This is a genomic window from Enterobacter sp. ECC_219_Taxon_10 (assembly GCF_058354905.1).
Window position 1 is genome coordinate 331,169 of the sequence record NZ_CM178005.1, and the last position, 23,114, is coordinate 354,282.

Annotated in this window: 22 protein-coding genes; 18 read left to right on the forward strand and 4 right to left on the reverse strand. The window is 56.5% G+C overall.

Annotated features, from left to right (window positions below; all coding sequences use genetic code 11):
- The first annotated feature begins 2 nt into the window (after window positions 1–2).
- The 3 genes from gntR to gntU all read left to right on the forward strand — a co-directional run bounded on the left by gntR (window position 3) and on the right by gntU (window position 2,996).
- Complete coding sequence (gene gntR, locus AC4ICF_RS01450; protein WP_021242747.1) at window positions 3–998, forward strand: gluconate operon transcriptional repressor GntR; 996 nt, start codon at window positions 3–5, stop codon at window positions 996–998.
- Between the two features lie 126 nt (window positions 999–1,124).
- Window positions 1,125–1,652 carry a gluconokinase gene (gene gntK, locus AC4ICF_RS01455; protein ID WP_008503362.1) on the forward strand — a complete coding sequence of 176 codons (528 nt, stop codon included), beginning with the start codon at window positions 1,125–1,127 and terminating at the stop codon, window positions 1,650–1,652.
- A gap of 3 nt (window positions 1,653–1,655) precedes the next feature.
- Window positions 1,656–2,996, forward strand: coding sequence for a gluconate transporter (gntU, locus tag AC4ICF_RS01460; protein ID WP_010436459.1), 1,341 nt, complete (start codon window positions 1,656–1,658; stop codon window positions 2,994–2,996).
- Between the two features lie 118 nt (window positions 2,997–3,114).
- Here gntU and plsB read toward each other — a convergent pair whose 3' ends face one another.
- On the reverse strand, window positions 3,115–5,535 hold the full coding sequence (plsB, locus tag AC4ICF_RS01465) for a glycerol-3-phosphate 1-O-acyltransferase PlsB (protein WP_116343834.1): 2,421 nt from the start codon (window positions 5,533–5,535) through the stop codon (window positions 3,115–3,117).
- 154 nt (window positions 5,536–5,689) lie between these two features.
- Between plsB and AC4ICF_RS01470 the strand changes: the two genes are divergently transcribed.
- From AC4ICF_RS01470 to AC4ICF_RS01485, 4 genes are all read left to right on the forward strand, one after another.
- The gene (locus AC4ICF_RS01470) at window positions 5,690–6,058 is read left to right on the forward strand and encodes a diacylglycerol kinase (RefSeq protein ID WP_014830281.1); all 369 of its coding nucleotides are present in this window, start codon (window positions 5,690–5,692) and stop codon (window positions 6,056–6,058) included.
- Window positions 6,059–6,166: 108 nt separating this feature from the next.
- The gene (lexA, locus tag AC4ICF_RS01475; RefSeq protein ID WP_028015162.1) at window positions 6,167–6,775 is read left to right on the forward strand and encodes a transcriptional repressor LexA; all 609 of its coding nucleotides are present in this window, start codon (window positions 6,167–6,169) and stop codon (window positions 6,773–6,775) included.
- A gap of 63 nt (window positions 6,776–6,838) precedes the next feature.
- Window positions 6,839–8,176 (forward strand): MATE family efflux transporter DinF, encoded by a 1,338-nt coding sequence (gene dinF, locus AC4ICF_RS01480; RefSeq protein ID WP_316380622.1) that lies wholly within the window; start codon window positions 6,839–6,841, stop codon window positions 8,174–8,176.
- 120 nt (window positions 8,177–8,296) lie between these two features.
- Window positions 8,297–8,506: a CsbD family protein gene (locus tag AC4ICF_RS01485; protein ID WP_014882139.1), complete on the forward strand. Its 210-nt coding sequence runs from the start codon at window positions 8,297–8,299 to the stop codon at window positions 8,504–8,506.
- Between the two features lie 48 nt (window positions 8,507–8,554).
- Here the strand turns inward: AC4ICF_RS01485 and zur are convergent, their stop codons facing one another.
- A complete protein-coding gene (gene zur / locus AC4ICF_RS01490) occupies window positions 8,555–9,067 on the reverse strand; it encodes a zinc uptake transcriptional repressor Zur (RefSeq protein ID WP_116343836.1) in 513 nt (170 codons plus the stop codon).
- Between the two features lie 115 nt (window positions 9,068–9,182).
- Here zur and AC4ICF_RS01495 point away from each other — a divergent pair, with 115 nt between their 5' ends.
- The 4 genes from AC4ICF_RS01495 (at window position 9,183) to pspG (ending at window position 12,613) form a co-directional block, all read left to right on the forward strand.
- On the forward strand, window positions 9,183–9,671 hold the full coding sequence (locus AC4ICF_RS01495; protein WP_166709786.1) for a cupin domain-containing protein: 489 nt from the start codon (window positions 9,183–9,185) through the stop codon (window positions 9,669–9,671).
- Between the two features lie 225 nt (window positions 9,672–9,896).
- Window positions 9,897–11,156 carry a conjugal transfer protein TraF gene (locus AC4ICF_RS01500; RefSeq protein WP_208327162.1) on the forward strand — a complete coding sequence of 420 codons (1,260 nt, stop codon included), beginning with the start codon at window positions 9,897–9,899 and terminating at the stop codon, window positions 11,154–11,156.
- A gap of 82 nt (window positions 11,157–11,238) precedes the next feature.
- Window positions 11,239–12,234, forward strand: a complete 996-nt coding sequence (dusA, locus tag AC4ICF_RS01505) for a tRNA dihydrouridine(20/20a) synthase DusA (RefSeq protein WP_316380621.1) — start codon at window positions 11,239–11,241, stop codon at window positions 12,232–12,234.
- A 136-nt stretch (window positions 12,235–12,370) separates the two neighbouring features.
- Window positions 12,371–12,613: an envelope stress response protein PspG gene (gene pspG / locus AC4ICF_RS01510; RefSeq protein ID WP_166709790.1), complete on the forward strand. Its 243-nt coding sequence runs from the start codon at window positions 12,371–12,373 to the stop codon at window positions 12,611–12,613.
- 184 nt (window positions 12,614–12,797) lie between these two features.
- Here the strand turns inward: pspG and AC4ICF_RS01515 are convergent, their stop codons facing one another.
- Entirely contained in the window at window positions 12,798–13,781 is a 984-nt protein-coding gene (locus AC4ICF_RS01515; protein ID WP_116343840.1) for a quinone oxidoreductase, read from the reverse strand.
- A 66-nt stretch (window positions 13,782–13,847) separates the two neighbouring features.
- On the opposite strand from AC4ICF_RS01515, the gene dnaB reads away from it, so the two are divergent.
- From dnaB to AC4ICF_RS01545, 6 genes are all read left to right on the forward strand, one after another.
- Complete coding sequence (gene dnaB / locus AC4ICF_RS01520; RefSeq protein ID WP_166709792.1) at window positions 13,848–15,260, forward strand: replicative DNA helicase; 1,413 nt, start codon at window positions 13,848–13,850, stop codon at window positions 15,258–15,260.
- Between the two features lie 16 nt (window positions 15,261–15,276).
- Entirely contained in the window at window positions 15,277–16,356 is a 1,080-nt protein-coding gene (gene alr, locus AC4ICF_RS01525) for an alanine racemase (protein ID WP_166709794.1), read from the forward strand.
- A 119-nt stretch (window positions 16,357–16,475) separates the two neighbouring features.
- Window positions 16,476–17,669, forward strand: coding sequence for an aromatic amino acid transaminase (tyrB, locus tag AC4ICF_RS01530; protein ID WP_166709796.1), 1,194 nt, complete (start codon window positions 16,476–16,478; stop codon window positions 17,667–17,669).
- Window positions 17,670–17,881: 212 nt separating this feature from the next.
- Window positions 17,882–18,595: an acid phosphatase AphA gene (gene aphA / locus AC4ICF_RS01535; RefSeq protein WP_116343843.1), complete on the forward strand. Its 714-nt coding sequence runs from the start codon at window positions 17,882–17,884 to the stop codon at window positions 18,593–18,595.
- 112 nt (window positions 18,596–18,707) lie between these two features.
- Entirely contained in the window at window positions 18,708–19,124 is a 417-nt protein-coding gene (locus AC4ICF_RS01540) for a secondary thiamine-phosphate synthase enzyme YjbQ (RefSeq protein WP_116343844.1), read from the forward strand.
- Window positions 19,125–19,126: 2 nt separating this feature from the next.
- The gene (locus AC4ICF_RS01545) at window positions 19,127–19,480 is read left to right on the forward strand and encodes an MmcQ/YjbR family DNA-binding protein (protein ID WP_116343845.1); all 354 of its coding nucleotides are present in this window, start codon (window positions 19,127–19,129) and stop codon (window positions 19,478–19,480) included.
- A 2-nt stretch (window positions 19,481–19,482) separates the two neighbouring features.
- Here AC4ICF_RS01545 and uvrA read toward each other — a convergent pair whose 3' ends face one another.
- Window positions 19,483–22,305 carry an excinuclease ABC subunit UvrA gene (gene uvrA / locus AC4ICF_RS01550; protein ID WP_116343846.1) on the reverse strand — a complete coding sequence of 941 codons (2,823 nt, stop codon included), beginning with the start codon at window positions 22,303–22,305 and terminating at the stop codon, window positions 19,483–19,485.
- 250 nt (window positions 22,306–22,555) lie between these two features.
- On the opposite strand from uvrA, the gene ssb1 reads away from it, so the two are divergent.
- Entirely contained in the window at window positions 22,556–23,080 is a 525-nt protein-coding gene (gene ssb1 / locus AC4ICF_RS01555; protein ID WP_048957472.1) for a single-stranded DNA-binding protein SSB1, read from the forward strand.
- Window positions 23,081–23,114 lie beyond the last annotated feature (34 nt).

A 23,114-nucleotide genomic window follows, 5' to 3' on the forward strand; every position in this document is an offset into this window, starting at 1 on the left:
CGATGAAAAAGAAACGCCCCGTACTTCAGGATGTCGCCGATCGCGTCGGTGTGACCAAAATGACGGTCAGCCGTTTTTTACGTAACCCGGAACAGGTTTCCGTGGCGTTGCGTGGCAAGATTGCCGCCGCCCTTGATGAACTGGGTTATATCCCCAACCGCGCACCCGATATTCTCTCAAATGCGACCAGCCGTGCGGTGGGCGTCCTGCTTCCTTCCTTAACCAACCAGGTTTTCGCTGAAGTTCTGCGCGGTATCGAAAGCGTCACCGATGCTTTTGGCTATCAGACCATGCTCGCCCACTACGGGTACAAGCCGGAACTGGAAGAGGAACGTCTTGAATCGATGCTTTCCTGGAACATTGACGGCCTGATTTTAACCGAACGTACCCATACTGCCCGCACGCTCAAAATGATTGAAGTGGCCGGTATCCCGGTGGTAGAGCTGATGGACAGCCAGTCTCCGTGCCTCGACATCGCCGTTGGGTTCGATAACTTCGAAGCGGCGCGCCAGATGACGGCGGCCATCATCGCCCGTGGGCATCGTCATATCGCCTATCTGGGTGCGCGTCTTGATGAACGTACTATCATCAAACAGAAGGGATACGAGCAGGCGATGCTCGACGCGAACTTAACCCCCTACAGCGTGATGGTGGAGCAGTCCTCATCTTACACCTCGGGTATTGAGCTGATGCGTCAGGCGCGACGCGAGTATCCGCAACTGGACGGTATTTTCTGTACCAACGATGACCTGGCGGTCGGCGCGGCGTTTGAGTGTCAGCGTCTGGGGCTGAAGATCCCTGATGATATGGCGATCGCCGGTTTCCACGGCCACGACATCGGCCAGGTGATGGAGCCGCGTCTGGCGAGCGTCCTGACCCCGCGTGAACGTATGGGCCGCATTGGCGCAGAACGCCTGCTGGCGCGCATTCGTGGCGAGACGGTTACCCCGAAAATGTTAGATTTAGGTTTCACCTTGTCACCGGGTGGATCTATTTGAACTGACAAATTTGAAGTAGCTCACACTTATTCACTTCGCGCACGTTTGGATATTGCTTCTCTTTTGCCCCGGCAGGACAATGTTACCGATAACTGTTACCCGTAACAATTGACTGAGGGACACCCTTTGAGCACGACTAATCACGATCACCACGTTTACGTCCTGATGGGCGTGTCCGGTAGCGGTAAATCTGCCGTGGCGAGCGAAGTGGCGCATCAACTTCAGGCTGCGTTTCTTGATGGTGACTTCCTCCATCCGCGCAGCAACATTATGAAAATGGCCTCCGGCGAGCCGCTGAACGATGACGACCGCAAACCGTGGTTGCAGGCCCTGAATGACGCCGCGTTCGCGATGCAGCGCACCAATAAAGTTTCCCTGATCGTCTGCTCCGCGCTGAAAAAAACCTACCGCGACCTGCTGCGCGACGGCAACCCGAACCTCTCTTTCATCTACCTGAAAGGGGATTTTGAGGTGATTGAAAGCCGTCTGAAGGCGCGTAAAGGCCACTTCTTTAAAACCCAGATGCTGGTGACGCAGTTCGAAGCGCTTCAGGAGCCGGGTGAAGATGAAAAAGACGTCTTAGTGGTTGATATCGATCAGTCACTGGAGGGTGTTGTAGCCAGCACCATCGAGGTCATTAACAAAAGGCAGTAAGTTTTGAGTACATTAACGCTAGTTTTGACAGCAGTGGGTTCGGTATTGCTGCTGCTGTTTTTAGTGATGAAGGCGCGTATGCACGCCTTCGTTGCTTTGATGGTGGTTTCTATAGGTGCAGGTCTCTTTTCCGGCATGCCGCTCGACAAGATCGCCGCGACGATGGAAAAAGGGATGGGCGGTACGCTGGGCTTCCTGGCGATTGTGGTCGCGCTGGGCGCGATGTTTGGCAAGATTCTGCACGAGACGGGCGCGGTCGACCAGATTGCCGTCAAGATGCTGAAATCGTTCGGTCACAGCCGCGCGCACTACGCGATTGGCCTGGCCGGTCTGATTTGCGCACTGCCCCTGTTCTTTGAAGTGGCCGTTGTGCTGCTCATCAGCGTCGCGTTTTCTATGGCGCGCCATACCGGCACTAACCTCGTCAAGCTGGTCATTCCGCTGTTTGCGGGCGTGGCGGCAGCCGCAGCGTTTCTGCTGCCTGGGCCTGCGCCGATGCTGTTGGCGTCCCAGATGCACGCTGACTTTGGCTGGATGATCCTGATTGGCCTGTGCGCGGCAATCCCGGGGATGATTATTGCCGGCCCGCTGTGGGGCAATTTCATCAGCCGTTACGTTGAGCTGCACATTCCGGACGACATCACCGAGCCGCACCTGGGCGAAGGCAAAATGCCATCCTTCGGCTTCAGCCTGTCGCTGATCCTGCTCCCGCTGGTTCTCGTGGGTCTGAAAACCATCGCTGCACGTTTCGTTCCGGTAGGTTCTTCTGCCTACGAGTGGTTTGAGTTCATCGGTCACCCGTTCACGGCGATCCTGGTGGCCTGTCTGGTGGCGATTTACGGCCTGGCGATGCGCCAGGGGATGCCAAAAGACCGCGTGATGGAGATCTGCGGTGCGGCTCTGCAGCCTGCGGGGATTATCCTGCTGGTAATCGGTGCCGGTGGCGTGTTCAAGCAGGTGCTGGTGGATTCCGGCGTGGGCCCGGCTCTGGGTGAAGCGCTGACCGGGATGGGTCTGCCGATTGCGGTAACCTGCTTCGTGCTGGCTGCGGCGGTGCGTATCATTCAGGGTTCTGCAACCGTGGCGTGCTTAACCGCCGTGGGTCTGGTGATGCCGGTGATTGAACAGCTGAACTACTCCGGTGCGCAGATGGCCGCGCTGTCTATCTGTATCGCGGGCGGTTCGATTGTGGTCTCGCACGTTAACGACGCAGGCTTCTGGCTGTTCGGTAAGTTTACCGGCGCGACCGAAGCGCAAACCCTGAAAACCTGGACGCTGATGGAAACCATCCTCGGCACGACGGGTGCGATTGTCGGGATGATTGCCTTTACGCTGCTGAGCTGAATGCGGTGATTTAAGAAGGCTCAAAAATAAGGCCCGGTAGCGTTAGCGCTTACCGGGCCTTTATATTATGCAGAACGCCAGGCCGGGTCAGGTGAAGCCACCACCCGGCTTTTTCACATCACTCGCCCTGCGTGGCGCTCTCGATCGTCAGGCGCACGTCCGAGGTAATCAGCTCAGCCAGCATCTGGTAAACCTTCAGCGTCTCTTCCGGCTCGGCATCGCCCGTATCGCTGATGAAGCCTTCGTCACGCAGCGTCAGCACCAGGGAGCTAAAGACCGCTTTGTCGAAGAATTCAGGGGCGTTAATGCCGTGCAGAACGGACAGACGCTGTGCCAGTGTCCGGCTCTCTTTCTCCAGCGTGCCGCGGTTGATCGACGGATTCGCGCTCAGCAGCCAGAACGTAATGGCGTAGCGCTGGAGCGTTTCACGCGCACCGGCCGCCAGCAGTTGCAGGGTACGGGAGCGTGACGGATTGATGTGCAGTTCGTCGTTTGCAACGGTAATCAGCCCCTGACGGCGCAGCTCTTCCGTCAGTTTATCCAGCTCAACGGCCAGCTCTTCCTTACTCCAGCGCAGGAACAGCTCCGCTTTCAGCATCGGGTAGAGCGTCTCAACGTGGCGCAACAGCTCCTGGCGTGAGATGCGGCGATGCTGGGTGATAATGGCCGCCATGAGCGACGGCAGCATCAGCATATGAGCGATGTTGTTGCGGTAGTACGTCATCAGCACCGCCTGCTCGCGCGGCAGAATGATGATGTCGCCGATCGTGTCTTTCTCGACTTCGAACTTGTTCATCTGCAGCGCGTGATCGATAAGCTCGCTGGCGGTAGCAGAAGGGGCCGTCGAATCAACCGAGTACGGCACGTTGCGCATCATGTCCAGGTAGCAGTCCAGCTGCTCCGTGAGCTGTTCACGAGTCAGGGAGCGCTGACGGGAAGCCAGCAGCGCCGTACAGCACAGGTTCATGGCATTGGCTGCACCGGCGTTGTTAATGCGCACCATCAGCTCGGACGCGATACCGTTCACCGTTGGCGTCAGCCAGGCCGGACGAACCGCTTCAATAGGATCGATAGACTCGCGCCACTCCGGAACATGATGGTTCAGATACGTCATCAGCGGCATCGGTTCGCCAAAGTTTACGTAGCCCTGACCCAGATTGCGTAACTTGCTCAGGCCGCGCAGCATCTGCGGCAGGCTCTCTTTCTCTTTGGTCGCACCACGCAGCTCTTTGGCGTACGTGCCCACTTCCATCACGTGCTCATAGCCAATGTAAATTGGCACCAGCGTGATCGGACGGGTTCCTCCGCGCAGCATCGCCTGAATGGTCATCGAGAGCGTGCCGGTCTTCGGATCGAGCAGGCGACCGGTACGGGAACGACCGCCCTCCACGAAGTACTCCACGGAGTAGCCGCGGCTGAACAGCTCGCCGAGATACTCGCGGAACACGGTGGAGTAGAGCTTGTTGCCCTTGAAGGTACGACGAATAAAGAATGCACCCAGACGGCGGAAAATCGGGCCTGCTGGCCAGAAGTTCAGGTTAATACCAGCGGCAATGTGCGGCGGTACCAGCCCCTGGTGATAGAGCACGTAGGAGAGAAGCAGATAGTCCATGTGGCTGCGGTGGCAGGGGACATAGACAATCTCATGGCCATCGTGCGCCAGCTGCCGCACACGTTCGGCGTTATGAACGTTGATGCCCTGATACAGGCGGTTCCAGGTAAAGCCGAGAATACGATCGGACAGGCGAATCATCTCGTAAGAGAAGTTCGCTGCGATCTCCTCCATCAGCGCAATGGCGTTCTGCTGGGCTTTCTCATGCGAAATTTTCTTGCTGCGCGCTTCGTCTTCAACGGCGCGGGCAATCGCTTTAGAGGCCAGCAGCTTGTTGAACAGGTCCTGACGCGCCGGGAGGCGTGGCCCTACAGCCGCCAGGCGCTGACGGGCGAAGTGCATACGCGCCACGCGCGCCAGTTTTTGCGCGATGATCTTGTCAGTGCCGTGCTCGTCCGCCATCCGGCGAAGGGAGACGGAAGGGGAGAATCGCACAAAGCTGTCGCGTCCCAGCCAGGAGACCGCGAAGAACTTCTGAATGCCGTTAAGCATGCGCAGCGGTGGGTTCTCTTCACCTTTTTCACGGCCCGGGCGGCGACCAAACATTACCGATACCGGCACCATCTGCACATCCAGGTCAGGATTGCTGCGGTGCAGGTCGAGATAGTCGTGGAACAGCTTGATGGACTCTTCTTTCGGCGTGTAATAGGTAAACACGCGCGGCCCGCCGTGGATGAACACGTAGCGCGGCAGCAAAGTGCCGTCAACTTCCAGCGGTTCAAGCGGGTCGGGTAAATCATGCGCCAGACACTGGGCGCGAAGCGTCAGCAGGTCTGCCTTCGAGTTATAAGGCAAAACGTACATAATAGGGCGCGACGTATCGAGCCCCAGTTCCAGCGCGGGTTCTGCTGGGATAGACTTGCTTTTTACCAGGATGCTTAATGGTAAATTAAGTAATTTGTAGTAAATTCGTGGCCAGCCGGACATAAACGATGTAAAGCCTCTGGTTAATAATGCAATTGCGGCGCAAGGATAACAGAAAGCGCGCAAAATTTCTGTTGTTACCCGTCATACTTCAGGCGGCAGCGAAACGCGCTGCTGCTCCTGTTACTGACGCTCTTTTTTAAAAAAGGTTCTTTTAATGGCCAATAATACCACTGGGTTAACGCGTATCATCAAAGCCGCTGGCTATTCATGGAAAGGTTTCCGTGCCGCGTGGGTTAATGAAGCTGCTTTTCGCCAGGAAGGTGTCGCCGCTATCGTCGCGGTTATCATCGCCTGTTTCCTTGATGTAGATGCTATTACCCGCGTGCTTCTCATCGGTTCCGTACTTCTGGTGATGATAGTGGAAATTCTCAATAGCGCTATTGAGGCCGTTGTTGACCGGATCGGCTCAGATTTCCACGAGCTTTCTGGCCGGGCGAAAGATATGGGCTCTGCCGCTGTGCTGCTGGCAATTATCACTGCAGCCATTACCTGGGTCACGCTGCTTTGGTCACATTTCCGATGAGCCTCCAGGAATAATTAAGTCCCTGGTTTTTTGTGCAGTTTTTGGTTCCAAAATCGCCTTTGACTGTATATACTCACAGCATAACTGTATATACACCCAGGGGGCGGAATGAAAGCATTAACGACCAGGCAGCAAGAGGTGTTTGATCTCATTCGGGATCATATCGGCCAGACGGGTATGCCACCCACGCGTGCGGAAATCGCGCAGCGTCTGGGCTTCCGTTCTCCGAATGCTGCCGAGGAACACCTGAAAGCGCTGGCGCGTAAGGGTGTAATTGAGATTGTGTCAGGCGCGTCGCGCGGTATCCGCCTGCTGGTGGAAGAAGAGACGGGCATTCCTCTGATAGGCCGCGTTGCCGCAGGTGAACCGCTGCTGGCACAACAGCATATAGAAGGCCACTACCAGGTCGATCCTGGTATGTTCAAGCCGAGCGCTGATTTCCTGCTGCGCGTTAGCGGGATGTCGATGAAAGACATCGGCATTCTTGATGGCGACCTGCTGGCCGTTCACAAAACGCAGGATGTGCGGAACGGCCAGGTGGTGGTTGCGCGCATTGATGACGAAGTGACCGTTAAGCGCCTGAAAAAACAGGGTAACACCGTCCAGCTGTTGCCTGAAAACAACGAGTTCACCCCGATTGTGGTCGACCTCCGCGAACAGAGCTTCTCTATTGAAGGTCTGGCAGTAGGCGTGATTCGCAACGGCGAATGGCTGTAATCTCTTCCTGACAGGCTACGCTTTCGCTGTAGCCTGCTTCGTCTTCCATTCCCGGTATTTCCCATGTCACTGCTGACGGCTTCAGATAAGGCATTGTGGCGTCTTGCCCTGCCGATGATTTTCTCCAATATCACCGTGCCCTTGTTGGGTCTGGTCGACACGGCCGTTATTGGTCATCTCGATTCCCCTGTTTATCTTGGCGGCGTGGCGATTGGGGCGACGGCAACCAGCTTCCTGTTTATGCTGATGCTCTTTTTACGTATGAGTACTACCGGGCTCACGGCACAGGCGTACGGTGCGAAAGACCCGTTACGTCTGGCGCGTGCGCTGGTGCAGCCGCTGATCCTGGCGCTGGGCGCGGGAATGTTGATTGTTTTACTGCGCACGCCCCTGATCGACCTTGCACTCCAGGTCGTTGGCGGCAACGAGGCGGTACTGGAGCAGGCGCGTCGCTTCCTGGAAATTCGCTGGCTTAGCGCGCCCGCTTCGCTGGCAAACCTTGTTCTGCTGGGTTGGTTACTGGGCGTGCAATATGCCCGTGCGCCAGTGATTTTGCTGGTCGTGGGAAACCTTCTCAACATTGTGCTCGATCTCTGGCTGGTGATGGGCCTGCATATGGACGTACGCGGGGCGGCACTGGCGACGGCGATTGCAGAATACGGGACCTTTTTCATTGGCTTGTGGATGGTCTGGCGCGTGCTGGCGATGCGCGGGATCTCCCTTGCGCTGCTCAAAACAGCATGGCGCGGCAATATCCGCAGGCTGCTGGCGCTCAACCGTGACATCATGCTGCGTTCGCTGCTGCTTCAGATCTGTTTCGGCGCTCTGACGGTCTTTGGGGCTCGACTGGGGCCAGAAATCGTTGCGGTGAATGCAGTCCTGATGACATTGCTGACGTTCACCGCCTACGCGCTGGACGGCTTCGCCTATGCCGTTGAGGCGCATTCCGGGCAGGCGTACGGCGCGCGGGAAAGTGGGCAGCTTCGGAATGTCTGGCGTGCGGCCTGCCGCCAGTCGGGCCTGGTCGCGCTGGCATTCGCACTGATTTACGCCTGTTTTGGCCGTGACATTATTGCATTGCTCACTTCGTTACCGGCTTTACGCGAACTGGCGGACCGCTACATCGTCTGGCAGGTTATTTTGCCGGTAGTAGGTGTCTGGTGCTATCTGCTGGACGGCATGTTTATCGGCGCGACGCGCGGGGCGGAAATGCGCAACAGTATGGCGGTCGCGGCGGCGGGGTTTGGTCTGACGCTGCTGACGCTACCCTGGCTGGGTAATCACGGTTTGTGGCTGGCGCTTGCGGTCTTCCTCTCTCTGCGCGGCCTGTCGCTTGCCTTTATCTGGCACCGTCACTGGCAAAATAATACCTGGCTTCCCTCCCGCCATGATATATCGTGACGGTTAAAGATTCCGAATATGAAACCAACCGCCGAATCCTTAACTACAATAATTATCACGTCCAGCAGAAAAGAACGTAACGGACGTTACGACCCGACGCTTAACTAAGAGGACACGATGATGAATAAAGACGAAATCGGCGGCAACTGGAAGCAGTTCAAAGGTAAAGCGAAAGAACAGTGGGGTAAGCTGACAGATGACGATATGACCGTCATTGAAGGTAAACGCGATCAGCTTGTCGGTAAAATTCAGGAACGTTACGGCTACGCGAAAGATCAGGCGGAAAACGAAGTCAAAGACTGGGAAACCCGTAACGACTATCGTTGGTAACGCTGAATAACCCACACAGGCGGCTTCAGGCCGCCTTTTCTTTTGCCGTTAACGCGGCTTTTTCTTCACCAGAATTGAGTGGTCGTGCTGACATGCATCCTGATGCCGACAGGCTTCCACCTCTACGCATGCTGAACACAACCCGTGTGCTTCAATCACGTTATGACGCAGGGCAAAACCCATCCTTGCCGCCAGCGTGTGCATAATGTCCTCTACGCCCTCTGCGCCTTCTTCTTTTACCACGCCGCAACGGTCGCAAATAAACATCGCCGATGTGTGGGTTGGCTGATCGAAAAGATGGCACAGCACATAGCTGTTTGTGGATTCGACTTTATGCACAAACCCTTGTTCCAGCAGGAAATCCAGCGCGCGATACACCGTGGGCGGTTTAGCCTGCGGCTCGCTTTCACGGAGCAGGTCGAGCAGATCGTAGGCGCTGATTGCCCCCTGTTGCAGGCTCATCAGGCGCAAGACTTCAAGGCGCTGAGGGGTCAGGCGCACATTGCGTTGCGCGCACAGCTTTTCGGCCTGCGCTAACAGCTCTTTTGTGGACTTATCCATTTAGCACCTCGGATGTTCTGGGATGTAAAACCCTCACTTTACCATGTTATGGCAAAAACACCGATATCCGCCAGGCTGTGCTATACCTGACGCATCGCAAACCGGAAATGTAACCATGAAAAAACCAGACTGTATTACGCACTGGCGCGACGTAGAAGGGCCAGATGACGCCACCTACCCCGACAGTAACGAGCTTTTTTCCATCGGTGCACCGCTGGCTCGCAGCCTGGGCCTCAGGCGCATAGGCATCCATCATGAGCGTTTACCGCCAGGACGTCGGACGTCCTATCCCCATGCGGAAAGTGACGAAGAAGAGTTTATCTACGTGCTTGAGGGCTATCCCGAAGCCTGGATTAATGGCTACTTGTGGAAGCTTGAACCCGGTGACAGCGTGGGCTTTCCCGCCGGAACGGGCGTGTGCCACACCTTTATCAACAATACGGACGAAGAGGTTCGGTTACTGGTGGTGGGTGAGGCCAACAAGAAGCAAAACCGCATCTACTATCCGCTCAACCCGGTCTATGCCGCCACGCGAGAGGACCGCTGGGTAGATCATCCCCCTCAATTCTTTGGCCCACATGATGGAAAACCTGTGAAAAAATAATTTCCTCTTCTATAAATATTGAGGGCCGTCACAAATTACAACAGGCCGTAAGGGAGTTTTACTTAGGGAGTGAATTAGCGGGTCTTTTTATCTTTATTCACAGCAATAGTTCGCGCCTGTTTGGGGGATAACAGACAGGCGTTATTTCATAACAGACTATAAGACGGGCATACTGTGAAAAAACATTTTAAATTTTCGGTGGTTAGCATCGCTGTCTCCTTGTTTATGGCAAATCAGGCGGGAGCAGCCAATACCTGGACAGAATCACGTAGCGACGCGATGGGGGGGACCGGCGTTGCTTCTGGCAGTTATGGCAGCGGGGCATTAATTAACCCCGCGCTGCTTGCAAAGGCAAAACCGGACGATGATGTGACGGTCATTTTGCCGTCCGTTGGGGTGCAGGTGACGGATGAAGACAATCTTCAGGACGAAATTGATACCATCAACGACAAAATCAATCATTATAAAGATGTGGTTGATAACCTTACGCCAATTCAGGTCATCACCAATCCGCTAGGCTCGATTAATCAGTTCCAGGGCGCGGCCAAAGATCTGGCCGATGAGCTGGACTATCTCAAGGGTAAAACCGCACGCGCGACGGCAGGGGCAGGGCTTGCCGTGAGTATCCCTAACGATGTGCTTTCCGTGGCCTTTATGGCGAAAGGCTATGCCCATGGTCGGGTCAGTTCGTCTATCGATCAGCAGGATATTGATTATCTGCGCAGTATTCAAAGAAGCAATGTGGTGGCTGCCGGTGTTGCCCTGGACGCTGCGCTGAACGGCACGGATCAGATCACTAAAAACCTCAACTCAACGGCGTCCGGTCGGGCGGCGATTGTGTCTGACTATGGCGTTGCCGTTGCCCGCCAGTTTGACCTTGGCGGTGTTCCGGTTTCCGTGGGCGTGACGCCAAAACTGCAAAAAACCTGGATCTATAACTACACCACCTCAATCTACGATTACGACAGTAATAAGTGGAACGACAGCCGCTACCGTACAGACGATACCGGCTTTAACGTCGATGCCGGTATTGCCGCTGATTTTGGCGAACACTGGACGGTCGGCGTGAGCGGGCAAAACCTGATGTCGCGCGATATCGACACCAAAGATATCCGCATCCGCAACGGGCGTACGGGGGAAGTGGTGAGCTATAAAGACACCTACCAGATCCGTCCGCTGGTGACCGCGGGCGCCGCCTGGCACAACGATCTGGTGACCCTGACCGCCGATGGCGATCTGACCGAAACCAAAGGCTTCAAGAGCGAAGATACGTCGCAGTATGTTGGGGTCGGTGCTGAAGTGACTCCGCTGAGCTGGCTGGCGGTGCGCGCCGGTTATCGCGCGGACATGAAAGGTAACGACAGCAACGTCTTTACCGGCGGTGTTGGTTTCGCGCCGTTCAGTACCGTTCATGTTGACCTGATGGGCCTGTACGGTGAAGACGAAACCTGGGGCGCAGGGGCCCAGCTGAGTATGACGTTCTAAAGTCTACCGGAGGCGATGCGCCTCCGGCTTTTCTTTGTGCTATAGTAGCGCCCCTTTTCCACCAGATGCTTAAAACTTCGTCATGTTGTCAGAATACCAGACCGCTTTCCCTGCACACCGTTTCTCTATTGCGCCGATGCTCGACTGGACGGACAGACACTGCCGCTATTTCCTGCGTCAGCTCTCCCGCCATACGCTGCTGTACACGGAAATGGTGACCACGGGCGCAATCATTCACGGGAAGGGCGACTACCTGGCATACAGCGAAGAAGAGCATCCGGTTGCCCTGCAGCTGGGGGGCAGCGATCCGGCCGCGCTGGCGCAGTGCGCGAGGCTGGCGGAAGAACGCGGCTACGACGAGATTAACCTCAACGTTGGCTGTCCTTCCGACCGAGTGCAAAACGGCATGTTCGGCGCCTGTCTGATGGGCAATGCACAGCTTGTGGCGAACTGTATCAAGGCGATGCGTGATGTGGTCTCCATACCGGTAACGGTCAAAACCCGTATCGGAATTGATGACCAGGACAGCTACGAATTCCTGTGCAATTTCATCAACACGGTATCCGGGAAAGGCGAGTGCGAGATGTTTATCATTCACGCCCGTAAAGCCTGGCTCTCCGGCCTCAGCCCGAAAGAGAACCGTGAGATCCCGCCGCTGGATTATCCGCGCGTGTATCAACTGAAACGTGATTTCCCGCACCTCACGATGTCAATTAACGGCGGTATCAAGTCGCTGGAAGAGGCCAAAGCGCACCTTGAACATATGGATGGCGTGATGGTCGGGCGCGAGGCGTATCAGAATCCGGGCATTCTGGCGACGGTCGACCGCGAAATCTTTGGCATCGAAGGCGCGGACACCGATCCGGTTGCCGTCGTGCGTGCGATGTACCCTTACATTGAGCGCGAGTTGAGTAATGGCACTTATCTTGGCCATATCACTCGCCATATGCTTGGCCTGTTCCAGGGTATTCCGGGCGCGCGTCAGTGGCGTCGCTACCTGAGCGAGAATGCGCATAAAGCCGGTGCCGATATTGAGGTGCTGGAACATGCACTGCGACTGGTGGCAGACAAGCGATAACTTTCGCTAAAAGTTCGTCAAATTCACCACGCCCTGCGAATTCTCGCGGGGCGTTTTGCTTTAAGAACAATGCGTTAGCTTTGGCATGATTCTTGTAATGATTGCAGCAACATTCGGGAACTCGTGGGAGAGCACCATGCTGGAACTACTTTTTATCATTGGCTTTTTTGTCATGCTGTTAGCCACAGGCGTGTCGCTGCTCGGCATTCTGGCCGCGCTCGTTGTGGCGACAGTGGTAATGTTTATCGGCGGGTTATTTGCCCTGACGATCAAACTGCTGCCGTGGCTGCTGCTGGCTATCGCCGTGGTGTGGGTAATACGGGCGATTAAAGCGCCAAAATTGCCGACTTATCAGCGCAATAACCGCTTCCGTTACTAAGGTATTGAGGGGTTCGTCACATACTTGTAACTTTTCCGGCGGCATGGCTTAGAACAGAATAGGATTTACTTATCGAATCTGTCACTATGACTGCCGCTACAGAATTCATCGAGCTGTACCCTACATACAGCCGAACTAAAAAAAGAAAGGGCTTCCCACGGGAAGCCCAATTTCTTTTTAGGGGTCAGGGAATTAACAAACTTGAACCCTGCGTCGCCCGGCTTTCCAGCACCTCATGAGCACGCCGTGCATCGGTTAGCGGGTATTTCTGCGCATCTGCCACATCCACCTTAATCACGCCGCTGGCGATCAGCGAGAACAGCTCGTTGCTGGCTTCCTCCAGCTCTTCCCGGTTGGTGATGTAACCCTGCAAAGAAGGGCGCGTCACGTACAGAGACCCTTTCTGGTTCAGAATGCCCAGATTAACGCCGGTTACAGCGCCTGAGGCGTTACCGAAGCTCACCATCAGCCCACGACGCTGAAGGCAGTCCAGCGACGCCTCCCAGGTATCTTTCCCCACCGAGTCATACACCACGCGTACTTTTTTGCCGCCAGTGATCTCTTTTAGCCGCTCGACGACGCTCTCTTCCCGGTAGTTGATCACCTGCCACGCGCCCGCGTCCAGCGCACGCTGCGCTTTTTGCGCACTGCCTGTGGTGCCGATGAGTTTCGCGCCTAAGGCTTTCGCCCACTGGCAGGCAATCAGCCCCACACCACCGGCGGCAGCGTGGAACAGGAACTGCTCATCGGGCTTAATTTCGTAGGTTTTGCGCAGCAGGTAATAAACCGTCAGCCCTTTCAGGAATGAGGCGGCCGCCTGCTCAAAGGAGATGGCGTTCGGTAGCAGAGCGGCTTTGTCCGCCGGGACGTTGTGGACGGAGCTGTAAGCGCCCAGGGCAGACTGCGCATACACCACACGATCGCCTTCTTTGATATGTTTAACCGCACTGCCCACTTTGCTGACGATGCCGGCCGCTTCAGTGCCCAGGCCGCTCGGCATTGACGGAGGCGGGTAGAGGCCGCCGCGAATATAGGTATCGATGTAGTTAATGCCGATAGCTTTGTTTTCAACCTGGATTTCGTTCTCCCCAGGCGCAGCGGGGGTAAACTCCACCGCTTTCAGCACTTCAGGACCGCCGTGTTTCTGGAACTCAATGCGCGTTGCCATGCTCCCTCCGTAAGAAAAATATGGTAATCTTTCGACCCACTCTTTATCTCGGTAACTCCATTCACTATGGCAGGAAACAAACCCTTCAACAAACAGGCTGAACCTCGCGAGCGTGATTTCCAGGTCGCAGGGTTAAAAGTCCCGCCGCACTCGATTGAAGCGGAACAGTCGGTGTTGGGCGGTTTAATGCTGGATAACGAACGCTGGGACGACGTTGCCGAGCGCGTGGTGTCTGAAGATTTCTACACCCGTCCGCACCGCCACATCTTTACCGAAATGGCGCGCCTGCAGGAGTCCGGCAGCCCGATTGACCTGATCACGCTCGCGGAATCGCTTGAGCGTCAGGGGCAGCTGGACAGCGTCGGTGGGTTTGCCTACCTGGCAGAACTGTCAAAAAACACCCCAAGCGCGGCGAACATCAGCGCTTACGCCGATATCGTGCGCGAACGTGCCGTCGTTCGCGAGATGATCTCGGTGGCGAATGAGATTGCCGAGGCCGGTTTTGACCCGCAGGGCCGCACCAGCGAAGACCTGCTTGACCTTGCCGAGTCCCGCGTCTTCAAAATCGCCGAAAGCCGTGCGAACAAAGACGAAGGCCCAAAAAACATCGCCGATGTGCTCGACGCTACCGTGGCGCGTATTGAGCAGCTGTTCCAGCAGCCGCACGACGGTGTAACCGGGGTGAACACCGGTTATGACGATTTGAACAAGAAAACTGCCGGTTTGCAGCCGTCGGATTTGATCATCGTCGCGGCGCGTCCGTCGATGGGTAAAACAACTTTTGCGATGAACCTCGTCGAAAATGCGGCGATGTTGCAGGATAAACCCGTACTGATTTTCAGCCTTGAGATGCCCTCCGAACAGATCATGATGCGTTCTCTGGCGTCGCTGTCGCGCGTGGATCAGACCCGCATTCGTACCGGCCAGCTCGACGATGAGGACTGGGCGCGTATCTCCGGCACCATGGGCATTCTGCTGGAAAAACGGAACATCTATATTGATGACTCCTCCGGCCTGACGCCGACTGAGGTCCGTTCCCGCGCGCGCCGTATCGCCCGTGAACACGGCGGCATCGGCCTTATCATGATCGACTACCTTCAGCTGATGCGCGTCCCGTCGCTCTCCGACAACCGTACGCTGGAAATTGCGGAGATTTCCCGCTCGCTCAAGGCGTTAGCCAAAGAGCTGCACGTGCCGGTAGTGGCGCTGTCGCAGCTGAACCGCTCCCTGGAACAACGTGCCGACAAGCGCCCGGTCAACTCCGACCTGCGTGAGTCCGGCTCCATTGAGCAGGATGCCGACTTAATCATGTTTATCTACCGTGATGAGGTTTATCACGAGAACAGCGACCTGAAGGGGATCGCCGAAATTATCATTGGTAAGCAACGTAACGGCCCGATCGGGACGGTGCGTCTGACCTTTAACGGACAGTGGTCGCGTTTCGACAACTATGCCGGTCCTCAATATGATGATGAGTAATTTCTAAGGAATTCAAATGCAAGCGGCAACTGTTGTGATTAACCGCCGCGCTCTGCGACACAACCTGCAACGTCTGCGTGAACTGGCGCCCGCCAGCAGGCTCGTTGCAGTCGTGAAAGCGAACGCTTACGGACACGGTCTTCTTGAGACCGCGCGAACGCTCCCCGATGCCGACGCCTTTGGCGTCGCCCGTCTTGAAGAAGCTCTCCGTCTGCGCGCAGGCGGCATTACTCAACCTATTCTGCTCCTTGAAGGCTTTTTTGAAGCCTCGGATCTGCCAACCATTGCCGACCAGCGTCTGCACACGGCGGTACACAACGAAGAGCAGCTGGCCGCGCTGGAAACTGCCACACTGAGCGAGCCGGTGACCGTCTGGATGAAGCTCGACACGGGCATGCACAGGCTGGGTGTGCGTCCGGAAAACGCAGAAGCGTTTTATCAGCGTCTGAGCCAGTGCAAAAACGTGCGCCAGCCGGTGAATATCGTCAGCCATTTTGCCCGTGCCGATGAGCCCGAGTGCGGGGCAACCGAGCAGCAGCTCGATATCTTTAACACCTTCTGCGAAGGCAAGCCGGGGATGCGCTCGATTGCGGCCTCCGGCGGGATCCTGCTGTGGCCGCAGTCGCACTTCGACTGGGCGCGTCCGGGCATCATCCTTTATGGCGTTTCACCGCTGGAGAACAAACCCTGGGGGCCGGACTTAGGCTTTAAGCCGGTGATGTCGCTGGTTTCAAAGCTGATTGCCGTGCGTGAGCACAAAGCGGGAGAGCCGGTGGGTTACGGCGGCACCTGGACCAGCGAGCGCGACACGCGTCTCGGCGTGGTGGCGATGGGCTACGGCGACGGCTATCCGCGCGCTGCGCCAACGGGTACGCCGGTGCTGGTCAACGGTCGTGAAGTGAAGATTGTCGGCCGCGTGGCGATGGATATGATTTGCGTAGATCTGGGACCTGAAGCCCAGGATAAAGCGGGCGACGATGTGGTGATGTGGGGCGATGGTCTGCCCGTTGAACGCATTGCTGAAATTACGAAAGTGAGTGCTTACGAACTTATCACGCGCCTGACGTCGCGGGTGGCAATGAAATACATTGATTGAACCGCCAGTGGAGTGAGGGATTTAACCTCACTCCAACTTTATTAACATCCTCTCGACCTTCTCCCACTTCCGGTTTATTGTTGAAATTCCTGCCTCATCGAATTCCGGAGAACCATCGCGTGTTTCAGAAAGTTGACGCCTATGCCGGCGACCCTATCCTCTCCTTAATGGAGCGTTTCAAAGAAGATCCTCGCAGCGACAAAGTGAACCTCAGCATTGGCTTGTATTACAACGAGGATGGCATCATCCCGCAATTAAAAGCCGTTGCTGAAGCCGAAGCGCGCCTTAACGCTGTTACGCACGGTGCGTCTCTTTATCTGCCGATGGAAGGGCTTAACTCCTACCGCAACACCATCGCGCCTCTGCTGTTTGGGGCCGATCACGCGGTACTCGCGCAGAAACGCGTGGCGACCATCCAGACGCTGGGCGGCTCAGGGGCGCTGAAAGTGGGTGCAGATTTCCTTAAAAAGTACTTCCCGGATTCCGGCGTGTGGGTCAGCGACCCGACGTGGGAAAACCACGTTGCGATCTTCGAGGGGGCAGGCTTTAAGGTCGAGACCTATCCGTGGTTCGACAGCGAAACCAACGGCGTGCGCGTCGAAGCGTTGCTGGAAAAACTGAACACACTGCCGGAGCGCAGTATCGTATTGCTGCATCCATGCTGCCATAACCCGACCGGTGCGGACCTCACCAATGCTCAGTGGGATGCGGTGATAGAGGTGCTGAAGGCCCGCAATTTGATCCCGTTCCTCGATATCGCCTACCAGGGCTTTGGCGCGGGCATGGAAGAAGATGCTTACGCCATCCGCGCCGTTGCCAGCGCCGGGCTGCCAGCGCTGGTCAGCAACTCCTTCTCAAAAATCTTCTCACTTTACGGCGAGCGCGTTGGCGGTCTGTCCGTGGTGTGTGAAGACGCCGAAGCGGCGGGCCGCGTGCTGGGTCAACTGAAGGCGACGGTGCGCCGCATTTACTCCAGCCCGCCAAACTTTGGTGCGCAGGTGGTGGCGACGGTACTCGGTGACGAACAGCTGAAAGCGTCCTGGCTTGCCGAAGTGGAAGCGATGCGTAAGCGCATCCTGTCAATGCGTCAGGAGCTGGTTAACGTCCTGAAAGAGGCCGTACCGGGGCATAACTTTGATTATCTGCTCAAGCAGCGCGGGATGTTCAGCTACACCGGACTGAGCGCGGCGCAGGTCGATCGCCTGCGTGAAGAGTTCGGCGTCTACCTGATCGCCAGCGGCCGTATGTGCGTGGCGGGTTTGAATGCCAGCAACGTTCATCGCGTGGCGCAGGCGTTTGCTGCTGTGATGTAAGTACTTACCAACCCTCTCCCCGTGGGAGAGGGTTGGGTGAGGCCATCAGGCCGCACAAAAAGGTTGTCCGGCCTTTTGTGATCCTCTTCTTTTTATTCCGCTTCATAAGCAAAAACTCCTTTCCTTCACCTCCCGCTGGGGTTATGGTCGGATAGTTTTTTGACCATCCACTCAAAATAAAACGATAACAAACTGAATATTCAGGGGAAAACATGCGCAAGATCACACTGGCGCTCAGCGCCGCCTGCTTATTGTTCTCGCTTAATAGTGCTGTTGTGGCGCGAGCTTCTGCACCGACGCCGCTCTACACCGGCACCACCGCCGCCATGCTGGCCGAACAGGCACCCATTCACTGGGTTTCCGTGGCACAAATCGAAAACAGCCTGGTGGGCCGTCCGCCAATGGCCGTGGGCTTCGACATTGACGATACCGTTCTCTTCTCCAGCCCGGGGTTCTGGCGTGGCAAGAAAATGTATTCGCCCGACAGCGAAGCGTATCTGAAGAACCCGGAGTTCTGGGAAAAAATGAATAACGGTTGGGACGAGTACAGCATCCCGAAAGAGGTCGCCCGGGCGGTAATTGCTATGCACGTTAAGCGCGGCGACAGCATTTACTTCGTTACCGGTCGTAGCCAGACCAAAACCGAGACCGTCTCCAAAACCCTGCAGGACGATTTTCAGATCCCGGCAGCCAGCATGAACCCGGTCATTTTTGCGGGTGATAAAGAGGGACAAAACACCAAAACCCAGTGGCTGGAGCAGAAAAACATCAAAGTGTTCTACGGTGATTCGGATAACGACATTACCGCGGCGCAGGATGTGGGGGCCAGAGCGATCCGGGTGCTGCGTGCCTCTAACTCGACCTATCGACCGCTGCCAATGGCAGGCAAGTTTGGCGAAGAGGTGATTGTGAACTCCGAGTATTAGCACGCGCGCGGCGAGTTTGATTCTTTTTTGAACAAATCCGCCGCTGCGGGTTTTACCTTTCGCCTTCTTGCTGCACACTTAGAAAGATCCATCTTTCTTAACGGAGCAGCACATGTGGTATCAACAGACCCTGACCTTAAGCGCTAAACCCCGCGGGTTTCACCTTGTGACGGAGGAAGTCATCGGGCAAATCCGCGATCTGTCGCGCGTCAAAACGGGTTTACTGCATCTGCTGCTTCAGCACACGTCAGCCTCTCTCACGCTTAATGAAAATTGCGATCCTACCGTCCGGTCAGATATGGAACACCATTTCCTGAAGACAGTTCCGGACAACGCCCCCTACGAGCACGATTATGAAGGCCAGGATGACATGCCTTCGCATATCAAATCTTCTCTGCTGGGCGTATCGCTGATGTTGCCGGTACACAACGGGCGGCTACTGCTGGGAACGTGGCAGGGGATCTGGCTGGGAGAACATCGCATTCACGGTGGTTCGCGTAAAATCATCGCAACGCTACAAGGGGAATAAAGATGACAATTTCGGAGCTACTTCAGTACTGCATGAGTAAACCTGGCGCAGAGCAGAGCGTTCATAGCGACTGGAAAGCCACGCAGATTAAAGTGGGAGACGTGCTGTTTGCGATGGTGAAAGAGGTGGAGGGGCGCCCGGCGGCGTCGCTGAAAACCAGCCCGGAACTGGCGGATCTGTTACGTCAGCAGCATGATGATGTGAGGCCGAGCCAGCACCTCAATAAAGCGCACTGGAGCACCGTCTATCTGGACGGTTCGCTGCCTGGCTCGCAAATTTACTATCTGGTGGATGCGTCTTATAAGCAGGCGGTTGAGCTGCTGCCGGAAACGACCCGGCAGCAGCTCTCCGTCTGAGATTACAGCAACGGTTTAAGGAAGCGCGCGGTGTGCGAGGCTTCGCACTCTGCAACGGTCTCTGGCGTACCGGAGACGAGGATTTCACCGCCGCCGCTGCCGCCTTCCGGGCCAAGATCGACAATCCAGTCCGCGGTTTTAATCACGTCCAGGTTATGTTCGATAACCACAATCGTGTTGCCCTGATCGCGCAGCTGATGCAGAACCTCCAGCAGCTGCTGGATATCGGCAAAGTGCAGCCCGGTGGTCGGCTCGTCCAGAATGTACAGCGTCTGGCCCGTACCGCGTTTGGAGAGCTCGCGCGCCAGCTTCACGCGCTGGGCTTCACCGCCTGACAGCGTGGTGGCGGACTGCCCCAGACGAATATAGGTCAACCCTACGTCCATCAGCGTCTGCAGCTTACGCGCCAGCGCAGGGACGGCGTCAAAGAACTCGCGCGCCTCCTCGATGGTCATGTCCAGTACTTCGTGGATGGTCTTGCCTTTGTACTTAATCTCCAGCGTTTCGCGATTATAGCGCTTGCCTTTGCACTGATCGCACGGCACGTAGATATCCGGCAGGAAGTGCATCTCAACCTTGATCACGCCGTCGCCCTGACACGCTTCACAGCGGCCGCCGCGCACGTTAAAGCTGAAACGTCCAGGGGTATAACCGCGCGAACGCGCTTCCGGTACGCCGGCGAAGAGTTCACGTACAGGCGTGAAGACGCCGGTATAGGTTGCCGGGTTGGAACGCGGCGTACGGCCAATCGGGCTCTGGTCGATGTCGATAACCTTGTCGAAATGCTCCAGCCCCTGAATGTCGCGATACGGCGCAGGTTCGGCGAGCGTCGCGCCGTTCAGCGCCGTCTGCGCAATCGGGAACAGCGTATCGTTGATCAGCGTCGATTTACCGGAACCGGACACGCCGGTAATGCAGGTAAACAGGCCAACTGGCAGCGTCAGGGTGACGTCCTTCAGGTTGTTGCCGCGCGCCCCGGTGAGCTTAAGCACTTTTTCCGGGTTCGCCGCGACGCGCTGTTTCGGCACTTCAATCTTGCGCTTGCCGCTCATGTACTGGCCGGTCAGCGACTCGGGCACCGCCATGATATCTTTCAGCGTCCCTTCTGCGACCACCTGGCCGCCGTGTACGCCCGCGCCAGGACCGATATCGATCACGTGGTCAGCCGCGCGGATCGCATCTTCGTCGTGCTCGACCACGATTACCGTGTTGCCGAGATTGCGCAGGTGGACCAGCGTCCCGAGCAGGCGTTCGTTGTCGCGCTGGTGCAGGCCGATAGATGGTTCATCCAGCACGTACATCACGCCCACTAAGCCCGCGCCAATCTGGCTCGCCAGACGGATACGCTGGGCTTCACCGCCGGAGAGCGTTTCTGCCGAGCGGGAAAGCGTCAGGTAGTTCAGGCCAACGTTCACCAGGAACTTCAGGCGATCGCCGATCTCTTTCAGCACTTTTTCGGCGATTTTTGCGCGCTGGCCGGAGAGCTTCAGGTTGTTGAAGAAGTCCATCGCGTGGCCGATGCTCATGTCTGAGATGGTCGGCAGCGCCGTATTTTCAACAAATACGTGGCGCGCTTCGCGACGCAGACGCGTGCCCTCGCAGGTGGCGCAGGAGCGGTTGCTGATGAACTTCGCCAGCTCTTCGCGCACCGCGCTGGATTCGGTCTCTTTGTAGCGGCGCTCCATATTGTGAAGCACCCCTTCGAACGGGTGACGACGCACGGAGGTGTCGCCACGGTCGTTCATATATTTGAACTCGATGTTCTCTTTGCCGGAACCGAACAGGATCACTTTGTGCACGTTCGGGCTCAGGCTTGCCCACGGGGCTTCAACGTCGAACTTGTAGTGCTCCGCCAGCGACTTCAGCATCTGGAAGTAGTAGAAGTTGCGCTTATCCCAGCCGCGAATCGCACCGCCCGCGAGCGACAGCTCGGGGTTCTGGATCACGCGATCCGGATCGAAATACTGCTGCACGCCCAGGCCGTCACAGGTCGGGCACGCGCCCGCCGGGTTGTTGAACGAGAACAGGCGCGGTTCCAGCTCGCGCATGCTGTAGCCGCAAATCGGGCAGGCGAAGTTGGCGGAGAAGAGCAACTCTTCCGCTTTCGGGTCGTCCATGTCGGAGACCACGGCCGTGCCGCCAGAGAGTTCCAGCGCCGTTTCGAAAGATTCCGCCAGACGCGTGGCGAGATCGTCACGCACCTTAAAGCGGTCAATCACCACCTCAATGGTGTGCTTCTTCTGCAGCTCCAGCTTTGGCGGATCCGACAGGTCACACACCTCGCCGTCGATGCGGGCGCGGATATAGCCCTGGCTTGCCAGGTTTTCCAGCGTTTTAGTGTGTTCGCCTTTTCGCTCTTTAATGATAGGCGCCAGCAGCATCAGGCGTTTGCCTTCCGGCTGCGACAGCACGTTGTCGACCATCTGGCTGACGGTCTGTGCCGCCAGCGGGACGTCGTGGTCCGGGCAGCGCGGCTCACCCACGCGGGCATACAGCAGACGCAGGTAGTCGTGAATTTCAGTGATGGTACCGACCGTTGAACGCGGGTTATGCGAGGTCGACTTCTGCTCAATGGAGATAGCAGGCGATAACCCTTCAATATGATCGACATCCGGTTTTTCCATCAGCGACAGGAACTGACGCGCGTACGCAGAGAGTGATTCAACGTAACGACGCTGTCCTTCGGCATACAAAGTGTCGAAGGCCAGTGAGGATTTGCCAGACCCCGAAAGCCCGGTCACGACGATGAGTTTGTCGCGAGGGATTATGAGGTTGATATTCTTGAGATTGTGGGTGCGGGCGCCCCGAACTTCGATCTTATCCATTCACCTTTCCCGGTTGGAACACGGATTGCCTGGTTTGTTTGAAGGACAAACGGCTGTCAGAAACGGCTAATTATGACACAATTTAACCTGTTTGAATATACAGTATTGGAATGCATTTTCTGATTCGCTGTGTAACAATGTTGAGTGGCGAGAGAACTCTGGAACGTGCTACGCAACTATCAAAGTGCAGCATGGAAATGGTACACTCGCGCGTTTACACTATTAAGAAACGTATTCAGGAGACACGAACATGGCCAGCAGAGGCGTAAACAAGGTGATTCTCGTCGGTAATCTGGGCCAGGACCCGGAAGTACGCTACATGCCGAGTGGTGGCGCAGTTGCCAACATTACGCTGGCTACTTCCGAATCCTGGCGTGATAAAGCGACCGGTGAAATGAAAGAGCAGACCGAATGGCACCGCGTTGTGCTGTTTGGCAAACTGGCAGAAGTAGCCGGTGAGTATCTGCGTAAAGGTTCTCAGGTCTATATCGAAGGCCAGTTGCGTACCCGCAAATGGACCGATCAGTCCGGCGCTGAGAAGTACACCACGGAAGTGGTGGTGAACGTTGGCGGCACCATGCAGATGCTGGGTGGCCGTCAGGGCGGCGGCGCACCAGCCGGTGGCAGCCAGCAGCAGGGCGGTTGGGGTCAGCCTCAGCAGCCACAGGGCGGCAACCAGTTCAGCGGCGGCGCGCAGTCTCGTCCGCAGCAGCAGTCTGCTCCTGCCCCGTCTAACGAACCGCCAATGGACTTCGACGACGACATCCCGTTCTGATCAACGGATGCTAAAACAAAAAACCCAGACATCG

Excerpts from the sequence above, each read along its gene's own strand:
- gntR (WP_021242747.1), top strand. The coding sequence starts at position 3 with ATGAAAAAGAAACGCCCCGTACTTCAGGATGTCGCCGATCGCGTCGGT.
- plsB (WP_116343834.1), bottom strand. The coding sequence starts at position 5,535 with ATGTCCGGCTGGCCACGAATTTACTACAAATTACTTAATTTACCATTA.
- AC4ICF_RS01470 (WP_014830281.1), top strand. The coding sequence starts at position 5,690 with ATGGCCAATAATACCACTGGGTTAACGCGTATCATCAAAGCCGCTGGC.
- lexA (WP_028015162.1), top strand. The coding sequence starts at position 6,167 with ATGAAAGCATTAACGACCAGGCAGCAAGAGGTGTTTGATCTCATTCGG.
- dinF (WP_316380622.1), top strand. The coding sequence starts at position 6,839 with ATGTCACTGCTGACGGCTTCAGATAAGGCATTGTGGCGTCTTGCCCTG.
- AC4ICF_RS01485 (WP_014882139.1), top strand. The coding sequence starts at position 8,297 with ATGAATAAAGACGAAATCGGCGGCAACTGGAAGCAGTTCAAAGGTAAA.
- zur (WP_116343836.1), bottom strand. The coding sequence starts at position 9,067 with ATGGATAAGTCCACAAAAGAGCTGTTAGCGCAGGCCGAAAAGCTGTGC.
- AC4ICF_RS01495 (WP_166709786.1), top strand. The coding sequence starts at position 9,183 with ATGAAAAAACCAGACTGTATTACGCACTGGCGCGACGTAGAAGGGCCA.
- AC4ICF_RS01500 (WP_208327162.1), top strand. The coding sequence starts at position 9,897 with ATGGCAAATCAGGCGGGAGCAGCCAATACCTGGACAGAATCACGTAGC.
- dusA (WP_316380621.1), top strand. The coding sequence starts at position 11,239 with ATGTTGTCAGAATACCAGACCGCTTTCCCTGCACACCGTTTCTCTATT.
- pspG (WP_166709790.1), top strand. The coding sequence starts at position 12,371 with ATGCTGGAACTACTTTTTATCATTGGCTTTTTTGTCATGCTGTTAGCC.
- AC4ICF_RS01515 (WP_116343840.1), bottom strand. The coding sequence starts at position 13,781 with ATGGCAACGCGCATTGAGTTCCAGAAACACGGCGGTCCTGAAGTGCTG.
- dnaB (WP_166709792.1), top strand. The coding sequence starts at position 13,848 with ATGGCAGGAAACAAACCCTTCAACAAACAGGCTGAACCTCGCGAGCGT.
- alr (WP_166709794.1), top strand. The coding sequence starts at position 15,277 with ATGCAAGCGGCAACTGTTGTGATTAACCGCCGCGCTCTGCGACACAAC.
- aphA (WP_116343843.1), top strand. The coding sequence starts at position 17,882 with ATGCGCAAGATCACACTGGCGCTCAGCGCCGCCTGCTTATTGTTCTCG.
- AC4ICF_RS01540 (WP_116343844.1), top strand. The coding sequence starts at position 18,708 with ATGTGGTATCAACAGACCCTGACCTTAAGCGCTAAACCCCGCGGGTTT.
- AC4ICF_RS01545 (WP_116343845.1), top strand. The coding sequence starts at position 19,127 with ATGACAATTTCGGAGCTACTTCAGTACTGCATGAGTAAACCTGGCGCA.
- uvrA (WP_116343846.1), bottom strand. The coding sequence starts at position 22,305 with ATGGATAAGATCGAAGTTCGGGGCGCCCGCACCCACAATCTCAAGAAT.
- ssb1 (WP_048957472.1), top strand. The coding sequence starts at position 22,556 with ATGGCCAGCAGAGGCGTAAACAAGGTGATTCTCGTCGGTAATCTGGGC.